Raw genomic sequence first — 16,762 nt, 5'->3', positions numbered from 1 at the left:
AGGGGAATAAGATGTATTCAATCTTAATAGTTGAAGATGAACCAATTATTCGTAGAGGGATTGCTTCTTTAATTGATTTTAAATCACTGGGCATTTCAACGGTTCAGGAAGTAGAAAATGGGGAGCAAGCACTGGAAAAAATACGAGAAGAAGCGCCGGATATTTTACTGACAGATATTAATATGCCGAAAATGGATGGCATTACTCTTGCGCAGTTGGTTAGAACAGAATATCCGCAAATGAGAATTATCTTCTTAACGGGGTATGATTATGTAGATTATTTATTATCTGCAGTGAAAATTGGAGTAGAAGATTATATTTTAAAGCCAGTAACGAAATCAGAAATCGAAGCTTTATTGGTGAAAGTGGTTGCCAAACTCAACGAAGAAAAGCGCCAACGAGAACTATTGGCATTAGCAAGTGAAGAGGACTCCTCTTCGGGAACTCAGCATTTCGAGAAGCTGATTTTAGAGCAATTATCTAATCCAAATTTAGCGCTAGGTGAACTTGCAAAGCAATTAGGATTCAGTACGAACTACCTTAGCCTTTTAATCAAAAAAGAACTTGGAACGTCCTTTCAAGAGTATGTGACTCAGCAACGGATTCAAAGAGCAAAGCGTCTCTTATTATCAACCGACATGAAGATTTATGAGGTGGCTTTAGCCGTTGGAATAGAAGATATGAACTATTTCTCTTATCGATTTAAGTCGATTGTCGGCGTTTCCCCTAAAAGCTTTAGAAGTGGGGCCAAAATATGAAAAAACAGTCCCTTGCAACAAGATTATTTGCCTATTTAAGTATCATGCTTTTTGCCATGGTCGTTTTAATTGGAAGCTTCTATTTTATAAAAAGTAGCGAAGTTTTTCATCGTGAAGTAGAAGACCATACCATTCATGAGATTGATACAAGTTCCAAATATATCGAACAGTACGTTTCGAATTTAAAATCTACTTCAAGATCTTTATCACAGTCGCAGGCGATTAAGGACTTTGCCAGTCAAACAACAGCAGAAAATGAAGCGGCAATCCATGAATGGCTTGAGACAATGTTGAAGAGTCATCCGGATTTCTTATCGATACGATTGGTCACCAAAGATGGAAGATTAATTACGACCGGAATGGAAGAGGAAATGGTGACTTCAGCGGATATGATGGCCCAAAAATGGTATCAAGATGCTCTAGAACACTCGAATGTCCCAATCATTCAGTCTATCAAGAATCAAAATAATCAAATCGTGATTTCTATTAGTCAGGAAGTGAAAAGCAACGCAGGAGAAAATCTTGGCGTTATACGCTTAGATGTGGATTACCACGAACTAGAAAAATATGTGAAAGAACTTTCTCTTGGGGAAAATGGGTATGCCTTTGTCATTCAAAAGGACGGTACACTTATTTATCATCCGGATTCGGAGGCTTTCGAGTCAGTTGATAAGCAAATGTCGGTACAAGAGATATCAAATAGTCCGATGGATTCAATGGTGTCTGATGATTTTTTTGTTCATAAAAGCCCTATTGAAAATAGCGATTGGATCTTAGTGGGTGTTAGCTCATTTAGTCGGTTTAAAGAAGACTCTGTAAAACTCCTTGGGATTGTCAGTGTTGTTGGAGTGCTTAGCTTACTTATTTGTATGTTGGGTATTTTTACATTGATACGTTATCAATTACTACCTGTAAAAAAACTAGGGCAAGTGATGAAACGAGTAGAAGAAGGCGATACGACCATTCGAGCAGAACAAAAAGGTGCTCAAGAATTCCAAGCGCTAGCAGGAACCTTTAATCAGATGCTCGAGAGAATCGAGACTTTAATGAAGGATGAAAAAGAGCAAGAAGCATTGACCCGCATCTATGAATTAAAGGCGTTAACGAGTCAAATTAATCCGCACTTCTTGTATAACACGCTGGATACCATTATTTGGATGGCAGAGTTTCAAGACCATCAAAAGGTAGTAGACATTACGAAGGCGCTCTCTAATTACTTTAGACTTTCCTTGAATGCTGGAGAAGAAATAGTGACCTTACGCCAAGAAATCGAGCATGTCCGTCAATATTTGTTTATTCAAAAGGAACGATATGGAGACAAATTGGAATATACTATTTTCGAACCTGATGATATTCCTGATATCAAGCTTCCAAAAATCGTTTTGCAGCCACTCGTAGAAAATGCAATCTATCACGGCATTAAAGAGTCAGAACGCCCTGGAAAAATTACGATTACTGTGTCTAAAAGAGATACTTTTATAGATATTTGTATTGCGGATAATGGGGTAGGAATAAAAGAAAATACAACGAGTACAAAAGAACTTGGTGGAGTTGGTATTAAGAATATCAAAGAACGATTGATGCTCTTTTTCGGAGAAGCTTTTTCGATGGAAATTGAATCTGAGCCTAATGCATATACGAAAGTGTATTTACACCTTCCATTAAAAGAAGAAGGACATGCGAATAGTTGACAAAACTAGACGCTTTTCGTATACTTCTAAAGGTAAGCAATCGGATTGAGATTTTACTTATTAGAGAGGCTTGTCTGGTGAAAATAGCCATCAAAATCGTGCTCCCGATTGAAAACTTTGTAGAAATACAAACGCCCTTCCAGCGTTATCGGAATTAGAGATGAATGAACAGCTGTTTCATTGTAAGCAAGGTGGTACCGCGGTAGGACGCCCTTGCAGCAATGGGGCAGTTTTTTTATTTACAAAAAGAAGGAGAATGAAGATGAAAAAATTATCAAGTAGCGAAATTCGTCAAATGTACCTTGATTTCTTCCAAGAAAAAGGACATAAGGTGCATCCAAGTGCGAGCTTAATTCCTGTAAACGATCCAACATTATTATGGATTAACTCAGGGGTTGCCACTCTTAAGAAATACTTCGATGGAACTGAAACGCCAGAAGTTCCACGTATTACAAATGCTCAAAAGAGTATTCGTACAAACGATATCGAAAACGTAGGGCACACAGCTCGTCACCATACATTATTCGAAATGATGGGGAACTTCTCAATCGGGGATTACTTCAAAGAAGAAGTAATTCCATGGGCATGGGAATTCTTAACAAGCGAAAAATGGTTAGGACTTGATCCAGACCGTCTATATGTAACTTACTATCCAAAAGATCCAGAAACAAAAGCATTATGGATGGATAAAGTAGGTCTTCCTGAAGATCACATCATTCCAGTAGAAGATAACTTCTGGGATATCGGTGCAGGTCCATGTGGTCCGGATACTGAGATTTTCTACGACCGTGGAGAAAAATATAATAACTTAGCAGAAGATGATCCAGAAAACTATCCTGGAGGAGAAAACGAACGTTACTTAGAAATTTGGAACTTAGTATTCTCTCAATTCAACCATATGCCAGACGGAACTTATCCACCATTACCACATAAGAACGTCGATACGGGGATGGGTCTTGAACGTGTCGTTTCTGTTATCCAAGATACACCAACAAACTTCGAAACAGACTTATTTATGCCAATTATTAAGCAATTAGAAAGCTTAAGCGCTGGTAAGAAATACAATGAATCTAAAGAAACGGATGTATCATTCAAAGTTATCGCTGACCACATTCGTGCAGTAAGCTTTGCGATTGGCGATGGCGCGCTTCCTTCAAACGAAGGTCGTGGATATATCATCCGTCGTTTAATCCGTCGTTCAGTAATGCACGGACAACGTTTAGGAATTCAAGGATCATTCTTAACTAAATTAGTTCCAACAGTGGCTCAAATTATGCACAGCTACTATCCAGAAGTAACTGAAAACATGGAATTCATTCAAAAAGTGATTGCCAACGAAGAGGATCGTTTCCAAGAAACAATCCACGATGGTTTAGCCATCTTAGAAACTATTTTTGCGGATATGAAAGAAGCAAACGAAACAACACTTTCTGGCGAAAATGCGTTTAAATTATATGATACTTACGGATTCCCATATGAATTAACATTAGAATACGCAAGCGACAATGGTTTCACAGTCGATGAAGAAGGATTCCAAGCAGAAATGCAAGCACAAAAAGACCGTGCGCGTGCTGCTCGTAATACAGAAACATCAATGAACGTACAATCTGCAGTATTACGTGATATCACTGTAGAAAGTGAATTCGTTGGATATGCTTCAACAACAGAAGAAGGCGTGTTAAAAGCGATTGTTGTGGATGATGAATTAGTTGAATCTGCACATAAAGATGCGCATGCTCAATTAGTATTCGACCGTACACCTTTCTATGCTGAAATGGGTGGACAATTAGCAGACCATGGTACAATCCAAGATGCGAATGGTACAGTTGTAGCGAATGTCTTACAAGTGAAGAAAGCTCCTAACGGACAACCATTACACACAGTTGAAGTGTTAGGCGACTTACAAGTAAACGCAACTTACACATTAGTGGTAGATCCATCTGAACGTGCGAAAATCATTAAAAACCATACAGCAACTCACTTATTACACCAAGCATTAAAAGATGTTCTAGGAACTCACGCAAACCAAGCAGGTTCTCTTGTAACACCAACTGGATTACGTTTCGACTTCAGTCACTTTGGACAAGTTACTACTGAAGAATTAGCTGAAATGGAACGTATCGTAAATGAGAAAATCTGGGCTGGTTTAGAAGTGGTTACGATTGAAACGACACTAGAAGATGCGAAGAGCCGTGGGGCAATGGCGCTCTTTGGTGAGAAATACGGCAACTTAGTTCGTATGGTGAACATTGGGGACTGGTCAATCGAACTCTGTGGTGGTATCCATGTTGGAAACACTCAAGAAATCGGATTATTCAAGATTGTTTCTGAATCTGGTATCGGTGCTGGCGTTCGTCGTATCGAGGCTGTTACAAGTAAAGAAGCCTTTGACTTATTAAGCCATCACGAAAGCTTACTAAAACAAGTAGCTGGTGAAGTAAAAGCTGTTCAATTAGATACTGTTGTAGAACGCGTTGCGACTTTAGGCCAAGAATTGAAAGAAGCAAACGGCGAAATTGCAAAACTAAAAGCTAAAATCATGAAATCTGAAGTAGCAGATGTCTTCAATAATGTTGAAGAAGTGAACGGAACTTCATTTATCACTGTAGCTCTTGAAAATAAAGAGATGGATGAATTACGTCAATTAGCAGATACATGGAGACAAAAAGGTGCCAGCGATATCTTTGTAGTCGGTACCTCCTCTGCGGATAAAGCAAATCTTTTAGTAGCCGTATCGAAAGATGCAAATGCAAAAGGATTAAAAGCAGGCGATATCATTAAGGCAATTGCTCCAGCAATCCAAGGTGGAGGCGGAGGCCGTCCTGATATGGCGCAAGCAGGTGGTAAGAACCCTGCAGGTATTCCACAAGCATTCGAATTGCTTAAAGAATATTTAGCTAAATAATGATGGAAATGATGAAACCTTCCTTAGACTCCTGAGTGAGTTTTAAGGAAGGTTTTTGTTTTATAAGCAAAGGAAAGGCTTTCTAAATATTAAGAATCGGTAAGTATCGATTGTAGTTTCACCCAAAATCCTGTAAAATAAGTATATATATAGAAATGAGGTGTCGCTATGAGTTCAATAGATGAAACAGTCCTATTTAAATTTAATGAAAAGGACGAAAAAACCGTTCAAGAAACATTAACCATCGTTTATGATGCGTTGAATGAGAAGGGATATAGTTCGATTAATCAAATCGTAGGATATTTGTTATCTGGAGACCCAGCTTATATTCCAAGACATCGTGATGCACGTAACCTAATTCGTCGCCACGAAAGAGATGAGATTTTGGAAGAACTCATTAGACATTATATCCGCTCAACAGGAAGAGATGCCTAGTATGAGATTAATGGGATTAGATGTCGGAAGTAAAACTGTGGGCGTTGCCGTTAGTGATTTAATGGGCTGGACTGCTCAAGGGGTTGAAACAATTCCGATTAATGAGAATGCTTCAGAATTCGGGTTCAAACGTGTTGTCGAGTTAGTGGAAGAGTATGGCGTTGAAAAAATTGTCATCGGTCTACCAAAGAACATGAATAATACGGAAGGACCACGTGTAGAGGCGTCCCGTCGTTATGGTGCAAGCCTAGAGAAACGACTAGAAATTCCAATCGTCTATCATGACGAAAGACTCACGACGATGCAGGCGGAACGAATGCTTGTCGAAGAGGGTAATGTTTCAAGAAAGAAACGCAAACAAGTCATTGATATGCTAGCTGCAGTCATGATTTTGCAAAACTATTTAGATTTAAATGGAAATCAATAACAAAGGAAAGAGGAAAGAAAATGACAGAACATCACGATCACGATCATGAACATGATCACTTAGAAGGCCACGAAGGTCACGAACATATTACAATCATCGACGAAGAAGGAAACGAAATTTTACACGAAGTATTATTCACTTTCGAATCAGATGATTTCAATAAATCATATGTATTATGCTATCCAGCAGGAATTCCTGAAGGAGAAGAAGTAGAATTACAAGCATTCTCATATGTTGAAGGCGAAGATGGTACTGACGGCCAATTAAACCCAATCGAAACAGAAGCTGAATGGGATATGGTTGAAGAAGTATTAAACACATTCTTAGCTGAAGAAGATTTATAATCAACAATAGAGCTTGGGGGAAACCTCAAGCTTTTTTTGTTATAATAGCACTCTTTATGATAGACTTTCTTCATTTTTCAATAAGAATGAGGTATAATAACTACAACTATGGGTATCATTTGATGCCAATTTAAGGGGGAAGACAATGTCTCAAGAAGAACATAAAAAACATTCCTTAATTTCTGATACGGATACGAAACGCGATATTCGTAAAAAGGAAACTTCTATTATCAAAAAGATAATGAAATATTTTATGATTGCACTTTTAGTAATTGTCCTAGTAGGGGGATTCTTTACTTGGAATTACATTAAAGGAGAAACACAACCAGTTGATACAGCTCAAACAGAACTTGTTTCATTTGAAATTGAACAAGGCGCATCTGTCAAAGAAGTATCAAAAGCACTTGAAAAAGAAGGGATTATCCGTAATTCGAAACTCTTTAATTTCTATTTGAAATTCAAAAACGTTTCTGGATTTAAATCAGGATTGTACCATGTTTCTAAGAGTATGACACTCGACGAAATTATCGCGGAACTTTCTGGTCAAGGAAAAGATAAAGATCAAAACGCGACTAAAGTTCTGATTCGTGAAGGGGAACAATTAACAGAAATTGCGAAAGAAGTTGAGAAATCTACAAAATACTCTGCCGAAGATTTCATGGCAAAAGTTCAAGACGAAGACTTCTTACGTTATTTAGTTCAAAAATTTCCGAAATTATTGACTCAATCATATAACGGTTACCAAGTAAAATATGTGCTTGAAGGATACTTATTCCCAGCGACATACGATATGAATGACTCAAAAACACTTCAAATGTTAATTACAGAAATGGTTGCTAAAACAGATGAAGTCATGTCGAAATACTACGATAAGATTTTAGCAAGTGACTATACATTGCAAGAAATTATGGCAATGGCTTCTTTAATCGAAAAAGAAGGGACTAAACTAGAAGACCGTAAGAAAATCTCTAGCGTATTCCATAACCGTATTAAAGAAAATATGAAGCTTCAAACAGACGTATCTGTTCAATACGCGTTAGGCGAACACAAAGAAGCTCTTTCTTTAGAAGATTTAGAAGTAGATTCTCCATATAACTTATATCAAAACTATGGCGTAGGACCTGGACCTTATAACAGTCCAAGTGAAGATGCAATCGTCGCAGCATTAGAACCAGAGAAAACAGACTACTTATACTTCCTAGCAGATATTAAGACAAAAGAAATCTATTATGCGAAGACGTATGAGGAACATTTAGAGTTAAAAGCTAAGTATATTGATAATAAGGAGTAGGTCATGGAAAAGAAAAAGCCAATCGTCATTGGAGTTACAGGTGGTTCTGGGAGTGGGAAAACAAGTGTGAGTCGTAAAATTTTGGCGAACTTTCCAGATTTAACGATTTGTAAAATTGATCAAGATTACTATTATAAAGATCAAAGTCATATGCCGTTTGAAGAACGTTTAAAAACAAACTATGACCATCCATTTGCATTCGATACAGATTTATTAATTGAACATATGAATAAATTAATCAATTTTGAATCGATTGAAGAACCAGTATATGATTACGAAAATCATACAAGAAGTGATAAAACCATCCATCAAGAACCAAAAGATGTCATCTTAATTGAAGGGATTTTAATTCTTGAAGATGAACGGTTACGTGATTTAATGGACATCAAGGTGTATGTGGATACAGACGATGATATTCGTATTATTCGCCGTATTAAACGAGACATGGTAGAACGTGGTAGAACGCTCGATTCCATCATCAACCAATATATGTCCGTTGTAAAACCGATGCACCACCAATTTATTGAACCAACGAAAAAATTTGCGGATATTATTATCCCAGAAGGTGGTTCAAATACAGTTGCGATTGACTTAATGACTACGAAAATTGCTTCAATTTTATCTCATTTAAATTAAATTGTTAACCCCTAGGAAAGCTTATCCTAGGGGATTTTTATGGAATAAAATTTTAAAATCGAATTAAATTTCAAATTAAGACTTGCAATCTCGGTTATAAAATGTTAAAGTTTTAGCATTGTAGATTTAGATAATCTAAAAAAACGATATAGGGGAGAATCGTATGACTGAAAAAGTATTTCCAATGACGCTTGAAGGGAAAGCAAAACTTGAAGCAGAATTAGAAGAATTAAAAGTCGTTAAACGTAAAGAAATCGTAGAGCGTATCAAAATTGCTCGTAGTTACGGTGACTTATCTGAAAACTCTGAATATGAATCAGCTAAAGATGAACAAGCTTTCGTAGAAGGACGTATTTCAACGTTAGAAAAAATGATTCGTTTTGCGGAAATCATCGATGATAACAATGTAGAAAAAGATGTTGTTTCACTAGGAAGAAAAATTACGTTTATCGAATTACCAGATGGAGACGAAGAAACTTACACAATCGTGGGTAGTGCAGAAGCAAACCCAGTTGAAGGTAAGATTTCAAATGACTCTCCAATTGCCAAAGGAATTATTGGTAAAAAATTAAATGAAGAAGTGGTGATTCCAACACCAGGCGGAGAAATGAAGATCAGAATTATTGATATTCAATCTGCGTAATCTATTCATTTGAAATAGAGAAGAGCTAGGAAATGTCCTAGCTCTTTTTTGTTGGATTTCATCCTTAAGTCTGATGGACGAGTTTTGAATTCATGATAGGATTGAACGTGAGAAGATGGTATACTAATACCTGTAATGGAGGTGAGAAGATGAGGAAAATTAAACTAATCCTAATTATTTTATTAATCGGGACTATTGTATCTGCTTTAGAGATTACATCTAGAATCGGCCTATTCATCTTCTTTGCAATTGGTGTGGCAATTACTCTATCTAGTTTTGTTGTTTTTAAACGCGTTAAATTTTTAAGAAATAGTGGAATGTGCTTTGGAGCATTATTTATTCTCTTACCCTTACTTTCGACTTCTGGAATTTGGCTTGGAATGATTGGAGCATTACTCGTAGTACTATTTGATAAAAATGATTTCTCGATGTCTTCCATTTCGGGCTTATTTTCAAAGAGACAGAAGCAAGAGTATATTTTTGTAGATTCGCGTGAAGACACTCCTGAACCTGGCTCAATACATCGTTATGACTGGCTTGGTTCTCAAGTGATAGGAGACGAGCCGTACGAATGGAATGACATTAATGCGGGACAATTTGCTGGAGATACGATTATCGACTTAGGAAATACGATTCTTCCTGCCAAGGAAAATGTGATCGTCATCAGAAAAGGATTTGGTCGTGTTCGAATTCTTGTTCCGTATGGTGTTGGGGTGATGATTCATCATCATGGCTTTGGTGGACAAGTTGAATTTGAGAATCAAACCTATACACTAAGTAATGAATCGATTCAACTGTATAGTGCAGGTTATAATCGCAGTACGAAACGGGTTAAGATTTATACAACCATCGTCGCAGGGAAGGTTGAGGTGATTGAAGCATGAAGCAACGCCTCTTTAAAAGCTGGATGCTCTATTCAGCAGTGTATAGCTTCGTTAGTACCATTTTCCTATTCCTGTTTCGAAAATGGATTCGCTATGAATTAGTTGAGACACTGAGTATTCAAGAGATTCTTGGGACGATGACGTTGTATTTATTATTAATCTTATTCCTCGGTTTGATTACAGCTAGTGCAATGATGATTTTGAATCGTCAAGCAGAACGTAAAATGGGTGAGCAATTACTCATGATTCAAAGAGCAAAATATTCATTAGTAAAAGAAGAAGAACAACCCAACTGGATTAATGAAGCAACTGTTGTAGATTTAAATGTCTTTTATGAACAGACAGCGGCTATTTCAGAACGCTTAGAAAACTTATCTCTCGAATTGCAACAATTAGGTAGTAAACCACAGTTCTTAGGGACTGAAACGAAAGAGCAGGTCATTGAACAAGAAAGACGCCGTATCGCTCGTGAGTTACATGATTCTGTGAGTCAACAGTTGTTTGCAGCAATGATGATGATTTCTGCGTTAAATGAACGTGCAGACAAGTTTGATGAGAAAGAACAAAAGCAACTGAAGATGATTGAACATGTACTCTCACAAGCGCAAGCGGAGATGAGAGCATTGCTTCTACACTTAAGACCGATTTCACTGGAAAATAAATCATTGAAAGCAGGTATTGAAGGATTACTCGTTGAATTGCAAACGAAAGTACAGATGAAAATTCATTGGGATATCGAAGACGTTCAACTACCAGAAGGGGTCGAGGATCATCTCTTTAGAATCGCACAGGAACTTCTATCGAATACATTGCGTCATTCGCACGCAACCACATTAGAAGTGTACTTACGTCAAACAGACTCCAATGTTCTCTTTAAAATAGAAGATAATGGAGTAGGATTTAATACGGAGGAAATTCTTCCAGGAAGCTATGGAATTAATAATATGAAAGAAAGAGTGCAAGGACTCGGTGGACAAGTGAAAATTGTCAGCTTCCCAAATCAAGGGACGACAATTGAAATTAAGATTCCGCTCAGTCGTAACATGGAGGGTGAATAATGATACATGTATTACTAGTAGACGATCATGAGATGGTACGACTTGGTGTGTCTTCCTATCTATCGATGCAAGATGATATCGAAGTGATTGATGAAGCTAAGAATGGTCGTGAGGGTGTTGAGAAAGCACTCGCATTAAAACCAGATATCATTCTAATGGACCTTGTGATGCCAGAGATGGACGGAATCGAAGCGACAAAAGAAATTCTTGACAAGTGGCCGCAAGCAAAAATCATCATCCTAACAAGCTTTATTGATGATGAGAAAGTCTTTCCAGCTATTAACGCCGGAGCAAAGAGCTATATCTTAAAGACGGCTTCTGCTTCTCAAATCGCAAAAGCCATTCGAGATACCTATCAAGGGGATGGGGTATTTGAACCGCAAGTAACGGATAAACTCGTGAACCGTATCCAAATGAAGCAACAACATTTCTTGCATGAAGATTTAACACAGCGTGAATTAGAAGTGTTACTCTTAATCGCTCAAGGAAAATCGAATCAGGAAATCGCCGACGAGTTGTTTATCACATTAAAGACAGTGAAAACGCACGTCTCAAATATTCTCTCGAAATTAGAAGTAGAAGATAGAACGCAAGCAACAATTTACGCGTTCAAACATCAATTGATTAAAATGTAACGGAAAGCCATTCTTGTTCTTGCAAGAGTGGCTTTTTTGATGAAAGTAATTTCTATAAAGGGTTGAGGGAGTCGTGTTTTTCACCTTATCTTGAAAGTAGTTACTAAAAATAGTTGTAATGTTGAAAATGTTTTCTAAGGTAGGTATACTAAAAATGTAAGGGTTTACTAAAAATAGAAGGAGGCTGTTTATGAGATTACAAGGTCAATTAATTGTATCATGCCAAGCATTGCCGCATGAACCATTACATAGTGATTATATTATGGCTCGTATGGCAGTTGCTGCACAGGAAGGAGGAGCGAAAGGAATTCGTGCCAATTCAGTGATTGACATCAAAGCGATTAAAGAGGCTGTCGATTTACCAGTTATTGGAATTATTAAACGTGATTATGATGATGCCGACGTCTTTATTACCGCTACGATGAAAGAAATTGACGAATTGATGACGGTGAAACCAGAGATTATTGCTCTCGATGCCACTACATCTACTCGTCCAAATGGACAAACGCTTGATGATTTCTACCATGAAATCAGAGCGAAATATCCAGACCAATTACTGATGGCAGACTGTTCAACGGTAGAAGAAATGATTCATGCTGATGAACTCGGCTTTGATTTTATCGGAAGTACTTTAGTAGGTTATACCAAACAAAGTAAAGGCGACAAAATTGAAGAAAATGACTTTGAAATCTTGAGAACAGTTTTAGAACGAATCAAACATCCACTTATTGCAGAAGGCAATATTGATACACCTGAAAAGGTGAAACGTGTGCTTGAGTTAGGCGCGTATAGTGTCGTTGTAGGATCAGCGATTACTCGTCCGCAACTCATCACGAAAAAATTTGTTGATGCGATTCAACAATTAGAAAAAGATTAAACATCACTTATTTATAGTTTAAGGGGGAAAACCACATGTTTAAATTTTTACAAAAAATTGGGAAGGCCTTTATGTTGCCGATTGCCATTTTACCGGCAGCAGGTTTGTTATTAGGGATTGGTGGAGCTTTATCCAACCCAGTAACTGTGGCAACATATCCTGTATTAAATAACGACGTATTACAAGCTATCTTTAAAGTAATGAGCCAAGCAGGGGAAGTTGTCTTTGCAAACCTTTCACTTCTTCTCTGTGTGGGCTTATGTATCGGTTTAGCAAAACGTGACAAAGGAACTGCAGCACTTGCTGGGGTGACTGGTTACTTAGTAATGACTGCAACAATCAAAGCTCTTGTAGGATTATATATGGGTAAAGATGCTTCGATTGATACAGGGGTTATCGGAGCTGTTGTAGTAGGGGCCATCGCTGTTTGGTTACATAACCGTTATAACAATATTCAGTTACCACAAGTATTAGGATTCTTTGGTGGTAGCCGTTTTGTACCAATCATTACTTCATTTGCAGCTATCTTTGTTGGAGCTATCTTCTTCGTAGTATGGCCACCATTCCAACAATTACTAGTTTCAACTGGTGGATATATCTCACAAGCGGGTCCTGTGGGTACATTCTTATATGGATTCTTAATGCGTCTATGTGGAGCGGTTGGATTACACCATATGATTTATCCAATGTTCTGGTTTACTGAACTAGGTGGTGTTGAAGTTGTAGCTGGTCAAACAGTTGCAGGGGCACAAAAAATCTTCTTTGCTCAATTAGCAGATCCTAACCACGTAGGTCTATTTACTGAAGGAACTCGTTTCTTCGCTGGTCGTTTCTCAACAATGATGTTCGGTCTTCCAGCTGCCTGCTTAGCAATGTATCACTGTGTACCAAAAGATCGTCGTAAAAAATATGCAGGTTTATTCTTAGGGGTTGCATTAACTTCATTCATTACAGGGATTACAGAACCAATCGAATTCATGTTCTTATTCGTAAGTCCAGTATTATATGTTGTTCACGCATTCCTTGATGGGGTAAGTTTCTTCATTGCGGATATTCTTAATATCTCAATCGGTAATACATTCTCTGGTGGGGTTATTGACTTCACATTATTCGGGGTATTACAAGGTAACGATAAGACAAACTGGTTATTACAAATTCCATTTGGTTTAATCTGGAGTGGTCTATACTATGTAGTATTCAGATGGTTTATCACTCAATTTAACGTAGCAACTCCAGGACGTATTGAAGATGATATGTTATCAGATGACAAACCAGTTGTTGAAACACGCGATAGCTTGAAACAAGACAGCGTTCGTATTATTGAAGCTCTAGGTGGAGCAGAAAATATCGAAGACGTGGATGCTTGTATCACTCGTCTACGTGTTGCTGTTAAAGAAGTTGATAAAGTCAACAAAGCAACCTTGAAAGAAATCGGGGCAGTAGATGTTCTTGAAGTAAAAGGTGGTATTCAAGCCATTTACGGTGCGAAAGCAATTCTTTACAAGAACAATATTAATGAAATTTTAGGTGTAGACGATTAGTCGTTTAAACTCACTCAAAAGATGGACTAGTCTTAACGATTAGTCCATCTTTTATTTTTTGAAAAAAGGCAAAATCTTTTTAGAAACCTGTGCTATAATGAATGTAACAATGCAAAGGGGAAAAGCAGATGTTGTCATTTGAGAAAAAAGTAGCACCGATGATTGAATCGATTTATGATACGTTGACACCGATTGAAAAAACGATTGCGAAATATTTCTTGGGTGTGATTCCGGAAAATGAATCGTTATCCGCACAAGAAGTATCTAAAAGATTATTCGTATCGATTCCATCCTTAACACGATTTGCTCAAAAGTGTGGCTATAAAGGATATCGACAGTTCATTTATGATTATCAAAAGGGAAAGCAAGAAGAGACAAACTTGCATAATGATTTAACCAAAATTGTGTTAGACGATTATGCAGACCTCTTAACGAAATCCTTCTCGCTCATTAATGAAGCCCAGCTGATTCATGTGTGCGACATGCTCAGTAAGGCCAAACGCGTGTATATATACGGACAAGGAAGTTCCGGGTTAGCAGCGCTGGAGATGAAATTCAGATTCATGCGACTCGGGATGATTTGCGAGGCGATTACGGATTTACATACGATGCTGATGAACCGCGTATTAGTCGATGAAGATTGTCTTGTGATTGGGATTACGGTATCGGCCAACGAAAGTGTTGTGAATGCCGTGAATATCGCAAAACTTCAAGGAGCGAAAACCGTTCTAATTACCTCCAAGAAGAGTGAAGAGTTGCAACAGGATTGTGACGAATTAGTGCTCATCGCGATGAAGAATGCCTTAGAGCAAGGAACGACCATTACACCGCAATTCCCAGTTCTTGTCATTGTCGATATTTTATATAGTTACTACAAGGAAATCGATAAGGAACGCAAACGCTCGATTTTCTCAAATACATTACATGCCATTCAACCAGAATAAGGAGACGATAAAATGTTTGGATTTTTTAAAAAGAATCAAGTAGAAAAAGAAGTGCCAGTATTTGCACTAGCTGGTGGAGAAATTGTTCCCATTACACAAGTGAATGATCCAGTGTTCGCAGGTAAGATGATGGGTGACGGATTTGCAATTATTCCTTCAAGTGGTGTGATTACTTCTCCAGTAAAAGGGGAAGTGGTGAATGTCTTTCCAACACTTCACGCTGTAGGCATTCAAACTGCTGGCGGATTAGAAGTACTCGTGCATATGGGAATTGATACCGTTGAATTAAAAGGGGGACCTTTTGAAACGACAGTAACAGTTGGCCAAAAGGTAGATGAACATACCGTGTTATCTACAGTGAACCTAGAAGCGTTAAAAGAAGCTGGTAAGGATACTGCAATGATGGTTCTCTTTACGAATATGGATAAAGTGGAATCAATTGTGATAGCTACAGAAGGAACTGTTGAAGGAAAAACAGAAGTAGGGAAAGTAACATTAAAAGCTTAATAAAAAAAGAATCTCCGCTCAAATTTGAGCGGAGATTTTCATTTGGTTTAGAAAATACGACTGCGGTATAAGCTTACCACTTTTCCTAAAATCGTACAGTTCGGTAAGATGATAGGGTCCATCGTGTCATTTTCTGGCTCTAGGCGCACATGGTCGCTTTCGAGATAGAATCTCTTACAAGTTGCAGTGTCTTCTTCGGTCATCGCAATGACGATTTCACCGTTTGAGGCAGTTGATTGTTTACGGACAATGACGGAATCGCCATCAAAGATACCGGCATTAATCATACTGTCTCCTTTAATACGAAGCATGAATAAATCGTCTGCATCGTTTTGTAATTCTGGTGGGATTGGGAAGAAGTCACTTGCTTCTTCTACAGCAAGAATTGGTTCACCGGCTGTTACCACACCAAGCATTGGAATCGCCGTTGATTTAGCACCAATGGCCTTTAGACCTGCCATTGTTAATTCGATGGCACGTGGCTTACTTGGGTCACGTTGAATTAAGCCGTTTTTCTCAAGTCTTGATAAGTGACCATGAACGGTTGAAGTCGAAGAAAGTTGAACGGCGTTACAAATTTCACGCACTGTTGGCGGATAACCGTGCTCTTGAACTTCTTTATAAATAAACTGTAATACATCTAATTGTCTAGAATCTTTTAAATTTGTCATCGGAACATCTCCTTCTTTGAGACTAGTGTAACACACTTTGTAAACAGAAATCAAACAAATGTTCGCATGGTAGTCAGATTTTTAGGAAAAAATGTCGTCTCGTGCTACACTAGGAGACGAAGCCAAGGAAAGGAATGACAAAAATGTTATCAGAAGAAAAATTAAACCGTATTAATGAATTAGCGAAAAAGAAAAAAGAAGGAAAATTGACTCCAACGGAAGAAAAGGAACAACAACTTTTACGCCAAGAGTATTTGGAAGCTTTTCGTGGTGGAATGCGTAACCATATCGAAGGATTGAAAATTGTTGATGAAGAAGGAAATGACGTGACTCCAGATAAACTAAAAGCGATTCAAAAAGAAAAAGGATTGCATAACCGAGACGAAGAATAGACGAGAGAAGGCTGAAAATTTCAGCCTTTTTATTTTTGCAAAATATGCTAAAACCATGAAAGAAATATGTGTTTTGCAAGGGGTTACTATGTTTTCCTTATCATAAAAATAACGGTTGCAAAA

18 protein-coding genes are annotated in these 16,762 nt (G+C 37.8%); 17 read left to right on the top strand and 1 reads right to left on the bottom strand.

All coding sequences use genetic code 11. The annotated features are described in order from the left end of the window. Positions 1-11 precede the first annotated feature (11 nt). The 16 genes from O3793_RS04130 to O3793_RS04055 all read left to right on the top strand — a co-directional run bounded on the left by O3793_RS04130 (position 12) and on the right by O3793_RS04055 (position 15,576). Entirely contained in the window at positions 12-758 is a 747-nt protein-coding gene (locus tag O3793_RS04130; protein ID WP_371445858.1) for a response regulator, read from the top strand. Further along, complete coding sequence (locus O3793_RS04125) at positions 755-2,449, top strand: sensor histidine kinase (RefSeq protein WP_371445857.1); 1,695 nt, start codon at positions 755-757, stop codon at positions 2,447-2,449. The genes O3793_RS04130 and O3793_RS04125 overlap by 4 nt, the downstream gene beginning before the upstream one ends. A 262-nt stretch (positions 2,450-2,711) precedes the next feature. Next, positions 2,712-5,354, top strand: coding sequence for an alanine--tRNA ligase (gene alaS / locus O3793_RS04120; protein WP_371445855.1), 2,643 nt, complete (start codon positions 2,712-2,714; stop codon positions 5,352-5,354). A gap of 168 nt (positions 5,355-5,522) precedes the next feature. After that, positions 5,523-5,789: an IreB family regulatory phosphoprotein gene (locus O3793_RS04115; protein ID WP_048710968.1), complete on the top strand. Its 267-nt coding sequence runs from the start codon at positions 5,523-5,525 to the stop codon at positions 5,787-5,789. A gap of 1 nt (position 5,790) precedes the next feature. Continuing rightward, positions 5,791-6,216 (top strand): Holliday junction resolvase RuvX, encoded by a 426-nt coding sequence (gene ruvX, locus O3793_RS04110; protein WP_048710967.1) that lies wholly within the window; start codon positions 5,791-5,793, stop codon positions 6,214-6,216. Positions 6,217-6,236: 20 nt separating this feature from the next. Further along, positions 6,237-6,560 (top strand): DUF1292 domain-containing protein, encoded by a 324-nt coding sequence (locus tag O3793_RS04105; RefSeq protein WP_048710966.1) that lies wholly within the window; start codon positions 6,237-6,239, stop codon positions 6,558-6,560. A gap of 145 nt (positions 6,561-6,705) precedes the next feature. Beyond that, entirely contained in the window at positions 6,706-7,851 is a 1,146-nt protein-coding gene (mltG, locus tag O3793_RS04100) for an endolytic transglycosylase MltG (protein ID WP_371445852.1), read from the top strand. Between the two features lie 3 nt (positions 7,852-7,854). Further along, complete coding sequence (gene udk / locus O3793_RS04095) at positions 7,855-8,487, top strand: uridine kinase (RefSeq protein ID WP_371445850.1); 633 nt, start codon at positions 7,855-7,857, stop codon at positions 8,485-8,487. 163 nt (positions 8,488-8,650) lie between these two features. Then, the gene (gene greA / locus O3793_RS04090; protein ID WP_048710963.1) at positions 8,651-9,130 is read left to right on the top strand and encodes a transcription elongation factor GreA; all 480 of its coding nucleotides are present in this window, start codon (positions 8,651-8,653) and stop codon (positions 9,128-9,130) included. 149 nt (positions 9,131-9,279) lie between these two features. Continuing rightward, a complete protein-coding gene (gene liaF, locus O3793_RS04085) occupies positions 9,280-10,014 on the top strand; it encodes a cell wall-active antibiotics response protein LiaF (protein ID WP_371445848.1) in 735 nt (244 codons plus the stop codon). Further along, on the top strand, positions 10,011-11,072 hold the full coding sequence (locus O3793_RS04080; protein ID WP_371445846.1) for a sensor histidine kinase: 1,062 nt from the start codon (positions 10,011-10,013) through the stop codon (positions 11,070-11,072). Before liaF ends, O3793_RS04080 begins: the two co-directional genes overlap by 4 nt. Further along, complete coding sequence (locus O3793_RS04075; RefSeq protein WP_371445844.1) at positions 11,072-11,707, top strand: response regulator; 636 nt, start codon at positions 11,072-11,074, stop codon at positions 11,705-11,707. The genes O3793_RS04080 and O3793_RS04075 overlap by 1 nt, the downstream gene beginning before the upstream one ends. 184 nt (positions 11,708-11,891) lie before the next feature. After that, a complete protein-coding gene (locus O3793_RS04070) occupies positions 11,892-12,584 on the top strand; it encodes an N-acetylmannosamine-6-phosphate 2-epimerase (protein WP_371445941.1) in 693 nt (230 codons plus the stop codon). A gap of 35 nt (positions 12,585-12,619) precedes the next feature. After that, on the top strand, positions 12,620-14,125 hold the full coding sequence (locus O3793_RS04065) for a PTS transporter subunit EIIC (RefSeq protein WP_371445842.1): 1,506 nt from the start codon (positions 12,620-12,622) through the stop codon (positions 14,123-14,125). 128 nt (positions 14,126-14,253) lie between these two features. Further along, the gene (locus O3793_RS04060) at positions 14,254-15,069 is read left to right on the top strand and encodes a MurR/RpiR family transcriptional regulator (RefSeq protein ID WP_371445840.1); all 816 of its coding nucleotides are present in this window, start codon (positions 14,254-14,256) and stop codon (positions 15,067-15,069) included. Between the two features lie 12 nt (positions 15,070-15,081). Beyond that, positions 15,082-15,576 (top strand): PTS glucose transporter subunit IIA, encoded by a 495-nt coding sequence (locus tag O3793_RS04055; RefSeq protein ID WP_371445838.1) that lies wholly within the window; start codon positions 15,082-15,084, stop codon positions 15,574-15,576. A 47-nt stretch (positions 15,577-15,623) separates the two neighbouring features. Here O3793_RS04055 and lexA read toward each other — a convergent pair whose 3' ends face one another. Continuing rightward, positions 15,624-16,247, bottom strand: coding sequence for a transcriptional repressor LexA (gene lexA / locus O3793_RS04050; RefSeq protein WP_371445836.1), 624 nt, complete (start codon positions 16,245-16,247; stop codon positions 15,624-15,626). Between the two features lie 143 nt (positions 16,248-16,390). Between lexA and O3793_RS04045 the strand changes: the two genes are divergently transcribed. Then, entirely contained in the window at positions 16,391-16,639 is a 249-nt protein-coding gene (locus O3793_RS04045; RefSeq protein WP_371445834.1) for a DUF896 family protein, read from the top strand. Positions 16,640-16,762: the final 123 nt, after the last annotated feature.

Origin of the sequence: Granulicatella sp. 20925_1_28, assembly GCF_041433575.1 — a bacterium.
Classification (GTDB): Bacteria; Bacillota; Bacilli; order Lactobacillales; family Aerococcaceae; genus Granulicatella.
The sequence above is the reverse complement of the archived record's forward strand: the minus strand, read 5'-3'. Positions and strand labels throughout refer to the sequence as shown.

Excerpts from the sequence above, each read along its gene's own strand:
- O3793_RS04055 (WP_371445838.1), top strand. The coding sequence starts at position 15,082 with ATGTTTGGATTTTTTAAAAAGAATCAAGTAGAAAAAGAAGTGCCAGTA.
- udk (WP_371445850.1), top strand. The coding sequence starts at position 7,855 with ATGGAAAAGAAAAAGCCAATCGTCATTGGAGTTACAGGTGGTTCTGGG.
- liaF (WP_371445848.1), top strand. The coding sequence starts at position 9,280 with ATGAGGAAAATTAAACTAATCCTAATTATTTTATTAATCGGGACTATT.
- O3793_RS04105 (WP_048710966.1), top strand. The coding sequence starts at position 6,237 with ATGACAGAACATCACGATCACGATCATGAACATGATCACTTAGAAGGC.
- mltG (WP_371445852.1), top strand. The coding sequence starts at position 6,706 with ATGTCTCAAGAAGAACATAAAAAACATTCCTTAATTTCTGATACGGAT.
- O3793_RS04125 (WP_371445857.1), top strand. The coding sequence starts at position 755 with ATGAAAAAACAGTCCCTTGCAACAAGATTATTTGCCTATTTAAGTATC.
- alaS (WP_371445855.1), top strand. The coding sequence starts at position 2,712 with ATGAAAAAATTATCAAGTAGCGAAATTCGTCAAATGTACCTTGATTTC.
- O3793_RS04075 (WP_371445844.1), top strand. The coding sequence starts at position 11,072 with ATGATACATGTATTACTAGTAGACGATCATGAGATGGTACGACTTGGT.
- O3793_RS04045 (WP_371445834.1), top strand. The coding sequence starts at position 16,391 with ATGTTATCAGAAGAAAAATTAAACCGTATTAATGAATTAGCGAAAAAG.
- O3793_RS04115 (WP_048710968.1), top strand. The coding sequence starts at position 5,523 with ATGAGTTCAATAGATGAAACAGTCCTATTTAAATTTAATGAAAAGGAC.
- O3793_RS04060 (WP_371445840.1), top strand. The coding sequence starts at position 14,254 with ATGTTGTCATTTGAGAAAAAAGTAGCACCGATGATTGAATCGATTTAT.
- O3793_RS04080 (WP_371445846.1), top strand. The coding sequence starts at position 10,011 with ATGAAGCAACGCCTCTTTAAAAGCTGGATGCTCTATTCAGCAGTGTAT.
- greA (WP_048710963.1), top strand. The coding sequence starts at position 8,651 with ATGACTGAAAAAGTATTTCCAATGACGCTTGAAGGGAAAGCAAAACTT.
- O3793_RS04065 (WP_371445842.1), top strand. The coding sequence starts at position 12,620 with ATGTTTAAATTTTTACAAAAAATTGGGAAGGCCTTTATGTTGCCGATT.
- O3793_RS04130 (WP_371445858.1), top strand. The coding sequence starts at position 12 with ATGTATTCAATCTTAATAGTTGAAGATGAACCAATTATTCGTAGAGGG.
- lexA (WP_371445836.1), bottom strand. The coding sequence starts at position 16,247 with ATGACAAATTTAAAAGATTCTAGACAATTAGATGTATTACAGTTTATT.
- ruvX (WP_048710967.1), top strand. The coding sequence starts at position 5,791 with ATGAGATTAATGGGATTAGATGTCGGAAGTAAAACTGTGGGCGTTGCC.